Genomic DNA, 12,968 nt, shown 5'->3' on the forward strand with positions numbered 1-12,968 from the left:
ATTGCATGCGCAATGAGGGGTCGTTCTGCGCGCACTCAAGTTCCCCTAACTGAAAGAGGCAACGAATGACAGAGCAGCAGTTCCGCATCGAGCACGACACCATGGGCGAGGTTAAGGTTCCGGTTAACGCCCTGTGGCGCGCACAGACTCAGCGTGCAGTTGAGAACTTCCCGATTTCCGGCCGTCCGCTGGAGTCTGCACAGATTCGCGCTATGGGTCTGCTGAAGGCAGCTTGCGCCATCGTCAACAAGGAGCGCGGCCTGCTGTCTGCTGAGCAGGCAGATGCCATCGTCGCCGCTGCCAAGGAAATTGCCGAAGGCAAGCACGATGCTGAGTTCCCGATTGACGTCTTCCAGACCGGTTCGGGCACTTCTTCCAACATGAACACCAACGAAGTCATTGCGTCCATCGCAAAGGCCAACGGCGTTGAGGTTCACCCGAATGACCACGTCAACATGGGTCAGTCTTCCAACGACACCTTCCCGACTGCCACTCACGTCGCAGCAACCGAGGCAGCTGTCAAGGACCTCGTCCCGGGACTGAAGGTTCTGCAGGAGTCCCTGGCTAAGAAGGCCAAGGAATGGGAGACCGTTGTTAAGTCCGGCCGCACTCACCTGATGGACGCTGTCCCGGTGACCCTGGGTCAGGAGTTCTCGGGTTACGCTCGCCAGATTGAGGCTGGCATTGAGCGCATCGAGGCCACCCTGCCGCGTCTGGGCGAGCTGCCAATCGGTGGTACCGCTGTTGGCACCGGCCTGAACACCCCGGCGGACTTCGGTGCCAAGGTCACCGCTGAGCTCGTCGAACTGACCGGCATCAAGGAGCTGCGCGAGGCTCAGAACCACTTCGAGGCTCAGGCTAACCGCGATGCCCTGGTCGAATTCTCCGGCGCTATGCGCACCGTCGCAGTCTCCCTGAACAAGATCGCTAACGACATTCGCTGGATGGGCTCCGGCCCGCTGACCGGCCTTGCTGAGATTCACCTGCCGGATCTGCAGCCGGGTTCCTCCATCATGCCGGGTAAGGTCAACCCGGTTCTGTGCGAGACTGCCACCCAGGTCGCAGCGCAGGTTCTGGGCAACGACACCGCTGTTGAGTTTGCTGGCGCTAACGGCGCATTCGAGCTGAACGTCTTCATCCCGGTCATGGCACGTAACGTGCTGGAGTCCGCTAAGCTGCTGGCGAACACCGCACGCGTCTTCGCCGAGAAGCTGGTGGACGGCATCGAGCCGAACGTTGAGCGTATGAAGACTCTGGCTGAGTCCTCCCCGTCGATTGTGACCCCGCTGAACTCCGCCATCGGCTACGAGAACGCAGCTAAGGTCGCTAAGACTGCTCTGAAGGAAGGTAAGACCATCCGTCAGACTGTTATCGACATGGGCTTCGTCGACGGCGAGAAGCTGACCGAGGAAGAGCTGGACAAGCGCCTCGACGTGCTGGCAATGGCCAACACTGATCGTGACTAGTTCTTTCTGAACTCGAAGGTGTGAGAGCACCTTACGCATAAGACCCCGTAGTCTCACTTCGCTGAAAGACTTCGGGGTCTACTATTTTTCCTTAACGTCGGACAAGTTTCAGAGAGTGACTAACTATTCCCACCTATCGCCACACCATCGCATTTCCTCGCCGTTGCGTCGCCGAGTGGTTCTCCCGCCCAGGCGCTGTCACCCGCCTAACACCGGGGCTTCTCCCGATGTCACCGAAATCCGAATCCGCCAACCTCGCCGACGGCACGACCGTATTCTCCATGCCGGCTGGCCTCAAATGGATTGCACGTCACGACCCGGCCGGTTTCCTCCCCGGCCAGAGATTCATTGACGAAGTCACCAGCGAGCCCTTTCGCCGCATCACGGGGTGGAAGCACACCCACGTTCTCTCCGATACTCCGCTTGGCGACGGCAGCGCTGGCACGGTTTTAGAGGACACCGTTGACACCAAGGTTCCGGTACCCGGGTTGGATTCGATGTTCGCCTACCGTGCTACGAAGGTTGCTGGCGACCTTGCGGCCGTCGATAGGCTTTCGGAGTATTTGGGGCATGTGCCGGAGCCGCTGACAGTGGCGATCAGTGGAGCTACGGGGACCGTCGGAACGCAGCTGCGCGCGCTACTGACCACGGCCGGACATGAGGTGATTTTGCTGGTGCGCTCACGTGAACAGACGGGTGTGGACAAGCGATATTGGGATACTGCGGCACCCGCAGCTGACTTGCTGGAGGGAGTCGACGCGGTCATCCATCTGGCCGGCGCACCGATTGCGGGGCGCTTCACGGAGGCGCATCTTCGAAAGGTTCGCCATTCCCGTGTCGAACCAACGCGAGCTCTGGCAAAGCTCGTTGCATCTACTGACAGCGTGAAGGTCGCGGTTGGAGCGTCGGCGGTGGGGTTCTACGGTGCGGATCGTGGCCCAGAGGTGCTCACCGAGGACGCTGGCCCTGGCGCGGAAGCGCAGCGTTACGACGGCAGCGCCGCCGCGGACAGTCTCTCGGCTATTGTGCGCGATTGGGAAAATGCATGGGATCCCGCTCGCGATGCAGGCAAGCGGGTCGTAAACGTCCGCACTGGTCTCGTGCTTGCTGGTGGCGGCGGTCTCTTGCCGCTACTAGCGGGCGTGGTGTTCACCGGGCTTGGAGGCAGATTGGGGTCGGGCGAGCAGTGGTTCCCGTGGATTGCTTTGGACGACCTGTTGGACATCTATCACCGGTCGTTGGCAGATTCCGGCCTTGCCGGACCTGTCAATGCGGTGGTGCCACTGGCTTTCGGAGTGAATAATGCGGAGTTCACGAGGGTATTGGGAGAGGTCTTGCACCGCCCGACGGCGGTTCCGATTCCTTCACTGGGGCCTGCAGTACTGCTGGGCAAACGCGGTGCTGCGGAGTTGGCTCTCGCGAATCAGAGAGTAGAGGCAGCAGCGCTGCAAAAGGCGGGGCACAGGTTCCGCTTCACTTCGCTTAACGACGCCCTGCGCCACGAGCTATTGAAGGAGAGGTAGCCTTCCACCGTGCCTACACAAAACACGAAGGTTGTGTAATTGAATGGCGCGTTGCGACTATCAACAACCCGACCCCTGCGCCTGAGTCCACGGCATCCTGAACAACCCAAAGATGCTCTCTGCATAGGTACTTAAACACCTGTTGACTCATCAACTTGCCATCACATTGCACTCGGTGTAACTTTGCACCTCGTGCAAATTGATGAGAATACCTATCACAGATTGGATCCGGGCCAACACCCCGAGTGCGGTCTCCGGGAGCTCAAAAGGTTTCAAACACACTGCGCTTTGGCCGATGCCGCGACCGCCCTTGTGTTGGATCGCGGATACGACCAAGTCAACATCGAAGACATCTGTCAGCGGGTCAATATCAGTCGACGCACATTCTTCAATTACTTCGACTCCAAGGATCAAGCCATCTTCGGCAACGGCATCATGTCATTCGATGCTGACGATGAAGAGGTATTCCTCGCCCAAATTCACCAAGACCCCATCGCGGACATGCTCGATTTCATCGAGAAAAAGCAGCAATCCCAGCTACTCCGATATAAAGAGCTGGGGGCAACCGAAGAGTTTCACCGTCTGCTCAAGGAGCGTATCCGCGAGATTTTGCGCAATGAGCCAAAGCTATCGACGGTTGTCATTTCGAATTTTGGCAACTCAATGCGCCGCGTCCGTTCTGCCTTTGAGCGCTATTTCGAGATGAATCCACAGTCGCGCACGCACCCCGAGCTGCCCGTCGGGCACGAGGTAGCACTGTCGGTCGGTTTCGTCCGCGAATGCGTGCTGTACTCATCGGCTCATCGGGACGAATTCACAACAGATACACCGCTTCACGACGCCGCCGACGTCGTTAAAAATTTCTGGAGGAGGAATAGTGACAGCTAGCAACACCACTGCTCAAGATCAAACCGACACCACGGTTTCTGACAACAAGTCCCACTTGGGAATCATTTTCTTCGCGCTCATTCTCACTATGCTGATGAGCTCGCTGGGGCAGATGATTTTCGCCACTGCCCTGCCGACCATCGTCGGCGAGCTCGGCGGAGTTGACCACATGTCGTGGGTTATTTCTGCATTCCTGTTGGCACAGACTGTGGCAATGCCGATTGTCGGCAAGCTCGGTGACATGATTGGGCGCAAGGGCCTGTTCATGATGGGCATCGCGCTGTTCATGGTCGGTTCCGTCATGGGTGCAATCACCAACTCCATGAGCCTGCTCATCGCCGCCCGCGCTTTTCAGGGATTTGCTGGCGGTACATTGATGGTTTCCTCACAGGCCATCCTGGCCGAGGTTATTCCCGCACGCCAGCGCGGTAAGTACATGGGCATCATGGGTGCTGTGTTCGGTCTGAGTTCCGTGCTGGGACCAGTGCTGGGAGGCTGGTTCACCGACGGCCCGGGCTGGCGCTGGGGCCTGTGGATCAACGTCCCGATGGGCGTGGTTGCACTATCGGCAGCTGCGGCCTTCCTGAAGCTGCCCCGACGCCAGAGTGAAGGAAACTTCGACTACATCGGCACGATGTTCTTGACTGCCGCTGCCTCGACGCTAATTCTCACCACCACGTGGGGCGGTACACAGTACGACTGGAACTCCGGGGTCATCATCTCGCTTATCGTTGCCTCTGTCGTTTCCTGGGTGCTGTTCTTCCTCACCGAGACTCGCGTTTCCAACCCACTGATTCCGACGCACTTGTTTAATAACCGGAACTTCGTGCTCACGACTGTGTCGGGTCTCATTCTGGGTATCGCGATGTTCGGCACTATGGCCTATATTCCGACCTACCTGCAGATGGTGCACTCAATGTCACCGACCGCTGCAGGTTTGATGATGACGCCGATGATGGTCGGCATGCTGCTCACCTCAATTGGCGTTGGCCAGATTATTTCGCGGACTGGTAAGTATCGCTTCTACCCCTTCGTCGGCCTGATGATTATGGCTGTCTCCCTCTACTTGCTGTCCACGCTGGAGACCACCACCCCGCTGTGGCAGGTTGGTGTGTACCTGTTCATCATGGGCTTCGGCCTGGGCACCGGCATGCAGGTTCTAGTTCTCATCGTGCAGAACTCCTTCCCGGTCGCGATGGTCGGTACCGCTACCGCTGCGAATAACTTCTTCCGCCAGATTGGTGGTGCGGTCGGTTCCTCCATTGTGGGTTCGATTTTCATCCACCGCATGAAGGACCTGGCAGGCGAACGCGTTCCGGCTGCTGTCGAACAGATCAAGGCCGCATCACCGGAGGCTGCAGCAGAGTTCGCAAAGCAGATGGGCCCGGAGGGCTTTTCCTCTAAGTCGATTGGTTCACTGACGCCGCATGTGCTGGATAGCATGCCGGCGCCAATCCATGAAGCGCTGATCTCCAGCTACAACGATGGTTTGACGCCGATCTTCTTGGTACTAATGCCAGTGATTATTCTGGCAGCAATCATTGTGTTCTTTGTTCGCGAGGATCCGTTGAAGGAAACCGTCGAGTAATTGATTCAAAGGGAGCCTCAGCTCCCGGCAGCTATGCCCCCACCTGGCCGTCGGCGCGGTCGAGCTTGTCCAGAATCGGACGGTTCGGCTCACCGGCGGCTTCTGCTTCTTCCTGGACGCGCTTCAGTGCGCGCTCCTCTGGCTTTTCCAGGAGCTTTTCCAAAATAATGACATCGCGCCACTGCCCCGCCATTGGGCCGTAGGTCATCTTTGCCATGTGGTGGTAAATCCCCACTTCACGGAAGCCAAGCTTTCGATGCAGCTTTAACGATCCCACATTCTCCGGGAAGACCCACGAGTGAATCGACCAGCAGTCGAGCTCCGTGGCATCGTCGATAAGCTTCTGCAGCAGCGTCGCCGCCAGCCCCATGCCCTGCCCGTCAGGGTGGACGTAGATGGAGTCTTCGATGACGCCATTGAAAATCGGGCGCTTGGATACCGGCGCTGCCGATGCCCAAGCCAGAATCTTGTCCGGGTTTTCTGCGTCGACGGCGACGTAACACAAATCCACTCGTTTGAGTGCGATGAATTCGTCCCACTCGGGAGCGGAGTGCTCCCAGGACGCGTGCCCCGTATCCAGGCCAATCTCGTAGATCTCTTGGATCTGTGGATAGTCCTCTTCACGCATCATTCGAATCGTGAAATCGCGCTTCTTTTCAGCCATAACTACAAGTGTGGCTAATTTTTCCGCGCACGTCGAACGAAACGGCAAAAATATTGTAAAAAGATTACTTTCGCCTGCGCGGTCGCCCGTTTCCGCCGCTGCTTCGACGTCCACCACGACCACTGCGCGCATGCTTTACGACGGTCCCAGCGCGCTGCCGGCGGGCTTGCTTAGCAAGCGTCTTTTCTCTGGCCGACAACTTCTTCGGCTGCTCGTCAGCCTTCTTGCGCCCCAACTGCGTGCGTGTCGAGCCCTCCCTGCGCCCCTGGACAATGCCGACGAACTCCTGCCGGAGCTCGTCGTCCTCTACTTTCGGCCACACCAACCAAATAGCTGTCCGAGACAGCGGTTCCGTGGCGCCTTCCTCGGCCACCAAGTTCGATGAGGCCACCGCCTTCTTCGACAGCGCCTTCAAAATCGTGCGAGGTCCCACCACGACACCTGCACCAGTGGCCGCAACGGGCAGCATCTGTCGCAGCTCATCCGGATCCACGGAGGTCAACAGCACAGTTTCGTCCGCCAACAGCTCCTCCGGCACGGACTCTGTGAGGGAGAACACGTGCTCTTTCTCGAAGGCCACGCCCCAGGCTTCGTCGTAAAGCCGGATGCGATGGAGCGACTCGGGCAGCGAGCTTTCGGACTCTAACCGAACCAGCGCCATGTCAGCGGCGCCGCCGACCAGGTCGGACATCGGATCGTCGGCGGCGTGGGTGTGCAGTGTTGCCGGAATTCGATCCCTAAAGCGGCGAAACCACTTCTCGGGACTGGTGCCGGTGGCGAACACGATGCGCAGGACGGCGGGTTCAGGAGTCGACATACTCCGCAAGGTTACTCGAATGGGTGCTAGCGTTGAACCCATGAAACCCCTAACCGCAGCCAAAAAACTTGGCATTTTCCTCCCGGCCACACCCGAGGAATTTCGCACTGGTGAGATTTCGCACGCGCAGTTTGCCGAACTGCAATCCAATCCGCCGGAATGGCTCGCTGAGCTACGCCGCAACGGACCGCACCCGCGTCCAGAAGTTGCCCGCAAGCTGGGCATCACTATCACGGCGTTGAAGAAGAACGACATGGACAAGCCGCTGACAACGGCGGAGATTAAGGATTTGCTCGAGCAGATGCCGGAGTGGCTGGAGGCCGCTCGTGAGTCCATGGCGAAGCAGCGCGTGGAAGCCGCTGAGGCAGAGGCCAAGAAGGACGACGGCCCTGGTCGGGCTGCCGCTGAAGCTGCTCGCAACGCCGAGAATTAGCAGACACAGCTGGCACAGCTGACACAGCCAACACCTTCAAGGAGGATCTCGTGGCCATCGACTACACCGCACATGCAATCAACCACAAGGACAACGGTACGGTTGTCCTGATTGGCTCGCTGGGCACCACACAGGAGATGTGGGAGCCCCAGGTAGCCGCTTTGAGCGAAAAGTACCAGGTCATCACGCCAGATGTCCGCGGCCATGGCGATTCCCCTATCCCCGAGGGTGAGTGGGACATGAGCCACTTGGCCGCCGACATCATCGAGGTCCTCGATGAGGAGGATGTTGACCGTGCACATTTTGTGGGACTATCTCTCGGCGGCGCTATCGCCCAGACCATCGCACTAGAACACGCCGATCGCGTGGTCAGTCTGACACTGTCGTCGACGGCGCCGAAATTCGGCACACCCGAGGCCTGGCAGGAAAAGGCCCAGCTCGTGCGTGACAAGGGCACAGGCGCGCTCGCGGACACTGTCGTCCGCAACTGGTTTACCGACGAGTGCTTCGACACTACCCCTGAGCTCCCCGCCCGCTTCCGCGACATGATCGCAGATTGCCCCGATGACGGCTACATCGGCGCCTGCGGAGCACTCTCTCGCTTCGACACCCGTGAGCGCCTCGCCGAGATCACCGCTCCGACGCTGGTCATCGCCGGCAAGCAGGACACCTCTACGTCTCTCGACGTCGTCACTTCGCTTCACGACGGCATCGCGGGCTCGACCATGGTCGTCATTTCGCCGGCCAAGCACCTGCTTAACCAGGAGACCCCGGAGTACTACAACTCTGCTCTGCTGGCGCACATTGATGGGATTGCCGACTAGCGCCTAATCGCAGCAATAAAAAATAAAAATAACGCGACCTGCTCGCTGTCCATTCCACGGGGACGGCGCACAGGTCGCGTCATTTTTTCGAGTGCAATTGGAGGTTGCTATGACTCCAGTGGAAGAAGCTCGGATAATCAAGGGAACCGGTCTCCACCTGATGCTCATACTAACTACCACCAGCACTAATGGGAATAAGAAAACGAGAATGTTTCGTTAATCACCCCCATGATGACCATCCAAAACGCCTACCCTATCGACCCCAAAGCCCCAGGGTCCCGCCTGTCAGATATGACAAAAATAGCCATTCACCTGGCTTTGTAGGTTAGCATTACCTAACATTGCCGACTGTCGGGGATAGTCTGGATTCAATAGCAACCCCCAACCGCAACGGGGGTAGTTTTCCGGGAAGGCTGGGCGCAATATCCGTCGTCAAGCGATTTCACGTCATCAATCGGGAAAAAACTTTTAAAAAAACAAGTGTCTCTCATCACACTCATGCATAATGGGGTACAACAGTCATAGTCACTATGACGATGAACCGAGGCCATCGCGTTTATCTGCAGCGTTTATCTGCGACGTACGAAAAGGCCTTAAGACAAAAATTCCACGACAATATTTCTAGGAGCATGTCATGAAGGACTTTCTGCCCCGTACTCACTTCGAAGAAGAGCACAACATGTTCCGCGACATGGTTCGCGGCTTCGTCGAGAAGGAAATCACCCCGAACGTAGAGCGCTGGCACAAGGAAGGTCAGCCGGACCGCGAGATTTTCAAGAAGGCCGGTGAGCTGGGCCTGATTGGTATGTCCACTCCGGAGGCATACGGCGGCGGCGGAGAGATGGACTTCCGCTACAACCAGGTCCTGAACGAGGAGCTCTCCAACGCTGACTGTGGTTCCATCGTCGTTTCCTTCGGCGTTCTCAACGACCTGGTCGCTCCATACCTGGCCAAGTTCGGTAACGAAGAGCAGAAGCAGAAGTACCTGGCTTCCATGAACGCCGGCGACACCATCGGCTGCCTCGCTATGACCGAGCCGGGCGCCGGTTCTGACCTGGCAGGTATGCGCACCTTCGCCAAGAAGGACGGCGACCACTACGTCCTCAACGGCACCAAGATCTTCATCTCCAACGGCATGATGGCCGACTTCGCTCTCGTCGCAGCTATCACCGACCCATCCAAGGGCCGCGCTGGCGTCTCCATGTTCATCGTCGACGCTGACCTCGAGGGCTTCACCAAGGCTGGCCCGCTGCAGAAGGTCGGCCTGAAGGCTCAGGACACCGCTGAGCTCAACTTCGATAACGTCCGCGTTCCGGCTGAGAACCTGCTCGGCGAAGAGGGCGCTGCCTTCGGCTACCTGCGCACCAACCTCGCTCACGAGCGCCTGACCCTGGCTTGCGGCTCTGTCGCAACTTCCCGCCGCGCCTGGACCCTGGCTTACAAGTACGCCCAGGAGCGCGAGGCATTCGGTCGCCCGATCATCCAGCACCAGGTCCACGGCCACTACCTGGCTGACATCGCCACCCGCGTCACCGCCCTGCAGGCTTTCGTTGACCAGGCCGTTATGGCCCACAACGCTGGTCAGCTGGACGAGACCGGTGCTTCCATGGCCAAGTACTGGACCACCGAGGAGCAGCAGGACATCGTTACCCGCTGCCTGCAGATGTTCGGTGGCTACGGCTTCATGCTCGAGTACCCAATCTCCACTCACTACCTCGACTCCAAGGTCCAGACCATTTACGGTGGCACCAACGAGATCATGAAGGAGATCATCTTCCGTCGTATCGCCAAGGGCGGCGCAGAGTAAACAGCGCACGTCGGTCTAGCCGATTCGCCCCAAACCCCGTCAGGTCTTCCTGGCGGGGTTTTTGCATACCTCAAAGTAGGTGGCTGGCGATTATTTACGAGGCTGGATTAGAGTTCCCTTCCCCTGTGCCATACCCCTCACCAAAAACATTACCCCCTACAAAACCGAAACTATACAATGAGATACCCATCTCATATACTAAGATTCTGTTAGGTAATGGTGATGCACTTCACCAAATTCCCTCCTAGGCCGCGCGAGCGCGTGACCGGAGATGAAGGATTGGAGTTCCAGAGGTATGAGCACAACCAACTCGACCGCTACCCCTCAGCGAAGGGAGGTGTTTTCCACCCGAGCAGCCTTCATTTTCGCCGCTATCGGCTCGGCAGTCGGGCTTGGAAACATCTGGCGTTTCCCCTATGTCGCGTATGACTCCGGCGGTGGCGCTTTCCTTATCCCCTACCTGGTCGCACTTCTGACCGCGGGTATCCCACTGCTCTTCCTCGACTTCGCCATCGGCCACCGCTTCCGAGGGTCCGCACCGAAGTCGATGCGTCGCATCAAGCCCTGGGCTGAGCCAATCGGCTGGATCCAGGTCGGTATCGCCTTCTTCATTACCGTCTACTACGCCGTTATTATCGCGTGGTCCTTCATCTACGCCTGGAAGTCCATCCGCAAGAGCTGGGGCCCAGATGCCGAGACCCACTTCATGAAGGACTTCCTCCAAGTAGACACCGAGAGCGTCTTCTCTCTGGACTTCGTCCCCTCGATTTCCATCGTCCTGCTCATTGTCTGGGTACTCGTCATCGGCATTCTGGCCGCTGGTGTGGACAAGGGCATCGGCAAGGTCTCGATTATCTTCATCCCACTGTTGACCATCCTCTTCGTCGCAGTGGTCATCTACTCCCTGACGCTCGACGGCGCTGCAAAGGGCCTGGACGCATTCTTCACCCCAGACTGGTCCGCACTCACTGACTCCAGCGTATGGATTGCCGCCTACGGCCAAATCTTCTTCTCCCTGTCCGTGGCCTTCGGCATTATGCTGACCTACGCCTCCTACCTGAAGCCACGCACGAACCTCACCGGTTCCGGCCTGGTCACCGCGTTCGCAAACTCCTCCTTCGAGGTTCTCGCCGGTATCGGTGTCTTCGCCACCCTGGGCTTCATGGCAGCGCAGTCGGGTCAGGCCGTTGACGAGGTCGCAACCTCCGGTATTGGTCTTGCCTTCATCGCCTTCCCGACGGTCATCTCTGAGATGCCAAAGCTCATCGGCTCCGTCTTCGGCCTGTTGTTCTTCCTCTCCCTGGCAATCGCCGGTGTGACCTCCCTGATGTCGCTGCTCGAGGTCGTCGTCTCCGCAGTCAAGGACAAGCTGAACCTCGGCCGCGTCCAGGCCACCCTCACCGTCGGTGGCGCCATGGCCGTCATCTCGCTGCTGGCCTTCCCGACCACCTCAGGTCTGGTAACCCTCGACATCGTAGATAAGTTCACCAACAACGTCGGTATCGTCCTGGTTGCACTGCTGACCATCATCGCAATCGACTGGATCCTGCGCCGCACCAACGAGTTCGCCATGCACCTCAACGCCGTGTCCTCGTTCAAGGTCGGCACCATGTGGCAGATCTTCGTCGGAAACATCACGCCGGTCATTCTCGCCGTCATCCTGTTCCAGGAGCTCATTGGACTTTTCCAGGAAAACTACGAAGGCTACTCCGACACCCAAATCGACATCTTTGGCTGGGGTGTCATCGGCGTGATTCTCATCGGCGCTCTGATTATGGCCATCCTGCCTTGGCGCGGCCAACACCGTCTCGATGGCCCTCCGGGCTCGGACTTCGGTGTGACGCCAGATTTCAAGCGGTCCTCACACCTGCCACGCAAGCACACTCCGGAAACCGAGGAGGTTTAAGCCAAATGTCCGGTATCGCAATTGTCATGATGGCACTGTTCATCATCGTCATCTGGGGCGGTCTGGCGGTCTCGCTGGTCAGCCTATCCAAGCACCCTGACGAGGTTTCCGGTGAGCTGGGAGATCACCCAGAGCTCACCAGTGAAGTACTAGGAGCACAGGAAGAGCAGTAGTTCTTCACTACTATCTCTCCCCTGCCACTCCAGGTATCTGCCTTACTCACCTACGAAATGCGGTGGTCGCTTCTCCAAGAACGCGGCCACCGCTTCCTTATGGTCGGCCGAGACCGCCAAACGAGCCTGCGCGTCCGCCTCCGCCGCAGCGGCAGACAAGGTATCCCGGCGCAGCAGAGCCTTAATCTCCTTCAGCGCGGCCGTCGGCCCCGCCGCAAACTGGGCAGCCAACTCACGTGCCCGAGTCGCTGGATTATCCACCACTTCAGTGACCAGGCCGAGGCTCAGGGCTTCGTCGGCAAGCACCTTCTTATCGAAGAACAACAGCTCACGCGCCTTCGCGTCACTGACCATGCGCGGCAGCAGCGCCGACATGCCACAGTCCGTGGCCAGGCCAATCGACGGGAACGCCGCCTTGAACGACGCCTTCGGGCCCGCGATACGGAAATCACAGTGCAGCGCCAACGACCAGCCGGCACCCGCCGCAGCACCTTCGATAGCTGCAATAACCGGAACGTTAATCGCGGTCAGCTCCGCGACCATCGGGTTGTACTCCTCGACAACCTTGCCCATGCCGGCGCCGGACTGCAGGTCAGAAATGTGCTCCTTCAAATCCTGGCCCGTACAAAACGCCTTCGGCCCGCCGAGCAGGATAACAGCGCGCACATCCGGCTCCTGCGCACGCTCAAAAGCGGCTTTCAGCTCCAAGCGGAGATTCTTATCCAGGGAGTTATAGGCATCCGGGCGGTCGATGGTGATGGCTAGAATGCCGTCGGAAAAGTCTTGAGTAACGTTGCTCATAACCTCGCAGGTTATCGCAATCTCCCCCGCCTCGGACGCACTTTTGCACCAAATCACTCGCCGCGAGTAACAAGGGAC

The 12,968-nt window shown here is 58.5% G+C and carries 12 protein-coding genes; 9 read left to right on the top strand and 3 right to left on the bottom strand.

The window, feature by feature from the left end; translation table 11 throughout:
• Positions 1–65 precede the first annotated feature (65 nt).
• The 4 genes from QKE19_RS02935 to QKE19_RS02950 all read left to right on the top strand — a co-directional run bounded on the left by QKE19_RS02935 (position 66) and on the right by QKE19_RS02950 (position 5,465).
• Positions 66–1,466, top strand: a complete 1,401-nt coding sequence (locus QKE19_RS02935; RefSeq protein ID WP_016423173.1) for a class II fumarate hydratase — start codon at positions 66–68, stop codon at positions 1,464–1,466.
• A gap of 227 nt (positions 1,467–1,693) precedes the next feature.
• Positions 1,694–2,989: a TIGR01777 family oxidoreductase gene (locus tag QKE19_RS02940; RefSeq protein ID WP_224783732.1), complete on the top strand. Its 1,296-nt coding sequence runs from the start codon at positions 1,694–1,696 to the stop codon at positions 2,987–2,989.
• Positions 2,990–3,181: 192 nt separating this feature from the next.
• Positions 3,182–3,877: a TetR/AcrR family transcriptional regulator gene (locus tag QKE19_RS02945; RefSeq protein ID WP_049172273.1), complete on the top strand. Its 696-nt coding sequence runs from the start codon at positions 3,182–3,184 to the stop codon at positions 3,875–3,877.
• Positions 3,867–5,465, top strand: a complete 1,599-nt coding sequence (locus QKE19_RS02950) for an MDR family MFS transporter (protein WP_049172271.1) — start codon at positions 3,867–3,869, stop codon at positions 5,463–5,465. Before QKE19_RS02945 ends, QKE19_RS02950 begins: the two co-directional genes overlap by 11 nt.
• 31 nt (positions 5,466–5,496) lie before the next feature.
• Here QKE19_RS02950 and QKE19_RS02955 read toward each other — a convergent pair whose 3' ends face one another.
• Together QKE19_RS02955 and QKE19_RS02960 are read right to left on the bottom strand one after the other, a co-directional pair.
• On the bottom strand, positions 5,497–6,129 hold the full coding sequence (locus QKE19_RS02955; RefSeq protein ID WP_016423177.1) for a GNAT family N-acetyltransferase: 633 nt from the start codon (positions 6,127–6,129) through the stop codon (positions 5,497–5,499).
• A gap of 64 nt (positions 6,130–6,193) precedes the next feature.
• A complete protein-coding gene (locus QKE19_RS02960; RefSeq protein ID WP_070605738.1) occupies positions 6,194–6,946 on the bottom strand; it encodes a LysR family transcriptional regulator in 753 nt (250 codons plus the stop codon).
• Positions 6,947–6,986: 40 nt separating this feature from the next.
• Here QKE19_RS02960 and QKE19_RS02965 point away from each other — a divergent pair, with 40 nt between their 5' ends.
• The 5 genes from QKE19_RS02965 to metS all read left to right on the top strand — a co-directional run bounded on the left by QKE19_RS02965 (position 6,987) and on the right by metS (position 12,089).
• Positions 6,987–7,379, top strand: coding sequence for a DUF5997 family protein (locus QKE19_RS02965; RefSeq protein WP_042389451.1), 393 nt, complete (start codon positions 6,987–6,989; stop codon positions 7,377–7,379).
• A 50-nt stretch (positions 7,380–7,429) separates the two neighbouring features.
• Positions 7,430–8,203 (top strand): alpha/beta fold hydrolase, encoded by a 774-nt coding sequence (locus QKE19_RS02970; protein WP_016423180.1) that lies wholly within the window; start codon positions 7,430–7,432, stop codon positions 8,201–8,203.
• A 634-nt stretch (positions 8,204–8,837) separates the two neighbouring features.
• On the top strand, positions 8,838–10,010 hold the full coding sequence (locus QKE19_RS02975; RefSeq protein ID WP_005510658.1) for an acyl-CoA dehydrogenase family protein: 1,173 nt from the start codon (positions 8,838–8,840) through the stop codon (positions 10,008–10,010).
• 295 nt (positions 10,011–10,305) lie between these two features.
• The gene (locus QKE19_RS02980) at positions 10,306–11,916 is read left to right on the top strand and encodes a sodium-dependent transporter (protein WP_070438236.1); all 1,611 of its coding nucleotides are present in this window, start codon (positions 10,306–10,308) and stop codon (positions 11,914–11,916) included.
• A 5-nt stretch (positions 11,917–11,921) separates the two neighbouring features.
• Positions 11,922–12,089 (top strand): methionine/alanine import NSS transporter subunit MetS, encoded by a 168-nt coding sequence (gene metS / locus QKE19_RS02985; RefSeq protein ID WP_048733989.1) that lies wholly within the window; start codon positions 11,922–11,924, stop codon positions 12,087–12,089.
• A 42-nt stretch (positions 12,090–12,131) separates the two neighbouring features.
• Here the strand turns inward: metS and QKE19_RS02990 are convergent, their stop codons facing one another.
• A complete protein-coding gene (locus QKE19_RS02990) occupies positions 12,132–12,890 on the bottom strand; it encodes an enoyl-CoA hydratase-related protein (RefSeq protein WP_048733985.1) in 759 nt (252 codons plus the stop codon).
• Between the last annotated feature and the right edge of the window lie 78 nt (positions 12,891–12,968).

It is taken from the genome of Corynebacterium sp. c8Ua_99 (assembly GCF_039907185.1).
GTDB lineage: Bacteria > Actinomycetota > Actinomycetes > Mycobacteriales > Mycobacteriaceae > Corynebacterium > Corynebacterium jeikeium_D.

What these genes read in the sequence shown, in the direction of transcription:
- QKE19_RS02940 (WP_224783732.1), top strand. Translation starts at nt 1,694, where the DNA reads ATGTCACCGAAATCCGAATCCGCCAACCTCGCCGACGGCACGACCGTA.
- QKE19_RS02935 (WP_016423173.1), top strand. Translation starts at nt 66, where the DNA reads ATGACAGAGCAGCAGTTCCGCATCGAGCACGACACCATGGGCGAGGTT.
- QKE19_RS02965 (WP_042389451.1), top strand. Translation starts at nt 6,987, where the DNA reads ATGAAACCCCTAACCGCAGCCAAAAAACTTGGCATTTTCCTCCCGGCC.
- QKE19_RS02960 (WP_070605738.1), bottom strand. Translation starts at nt 6,946, where the DNA reads ATGTCGACTCCTGAACCCGCCGTCCTGCGCATCGTGTTCGCCACCGGC.
- QKE19_RS02955 (WP_016423177.1), bottom strand. Translation starts at nt 6,129, where the DNA reads ATGGCTGAAAAGAAGCGCGATTTCACGATTCGAATGATGCGTGAAGAG.
- metS (WP_048733989.1), top strand. Translation starts at nt 11,922, where the DNA reads ATGTCCGGTATCGCAATTGTCATGATGGCACTGTTCATCATCGTCATC.
- QKE19_RS02975 (WP_005510658.1), top strand. Translation starts at nt 8,838, where the DNA reads ATGAAGGACTTTCTGCCCCGTACTCACTTCGAAGAAGAGCACAACATG.
- QKE19_RS02990 (WP_048733985.1), bottom strand. Translation starts at nt 12,890, where the DNA reads ATGAGCAACGTTACTCAAGACTTTTCCGACGGCATTCTAGCCATCACC.
- QKE19_RS02980 (WP_070438236.1), top strand. Translation starts at nt 10,306, where the DNA reads ATGAGCACAACCAACTCGACCGCTACCCCTCAGCGAAGGGAGGTGTTT.